At 50.5% G+C, this 766-nt stretch carries 1 protein-coding gene; it reads left to right on the top strand.

The window, feature by feature from the left end; genetic code table 11:
- Nucleotides 1-766, top strand: a 766-nt coding sequence (add, locus tag R7R78_RS25805) for an adenosine deaminase (protein ID WP_225474578.1), incomplete at both ends; no start/stop codon positions are given.

Genomic DNA, 766 nt, shown 5'->3' with positions numbered 1-766 from the left:
TGGCATTGCTCTGCCAGCGTACGATATTGAGTCTCTCACTCCACACGTTCAAATTGTCGAAGCGGAACCCTCTCTTGTTGCTTTCCTTTCTAAGCTTGACTGGGGCGTAGCAGTACTGGGCGATCTTGACGCTTGTCGTCGCGTTGCTTATGAAAACGTTGAAGATGCGCTAAACGCACAAATTGATTACGCCGAACTGCGTTTCTCACCATACTACATGGCGATGAAACACAAACTGCCAGTCGCTGGCGTGGTTGAAGCGGTTGTCGATGGCGTACAAGCAGGCATGCGCGACTTTGGCATCAAAGCGAACCTTATCGGTATCATGAGCCGCACATTTGGCACAGATGCATGTCAGCAAGAACTGGATGCAATTCTAAGCCAGAAAGACCACATCGTAGCAGTAGACCTTGCAGGTGATGAGCTTGGTCAACCAGGCGATCGCTTTGTCTCTCACTTCAAACAAGTGCGTGATGCAGGCCTAAACGTGACAGTTCACGCTGGTGAAGCAGCGGGCGCTGAAAGCATGTGGCAAGCCATTCAAGAGCTAGGTGCAACGCGTATCGGCCACGGTGTGAAAGCGATTCACGATCCAAAACTGATGGATTACCTAGCGGAAAACCGTATCGGTATCGAATCGTGCCTGACGTCGAACTTCCAAACCAGTACGGTCGATTCTCTAGCAAATCACCCACTGAAACAGTTCCTAGACCACGGCGTTCTAGCGTGTCTAAATACGGATGATCCTGCGGTAGAAGGTATTGAG

It is taken from the genome of Vibrio sp. 2134-1, from assembly GCF_033339495.1.
This window is presented reverse-complemented; position numbering and strand designations above follow the sequence as displayed.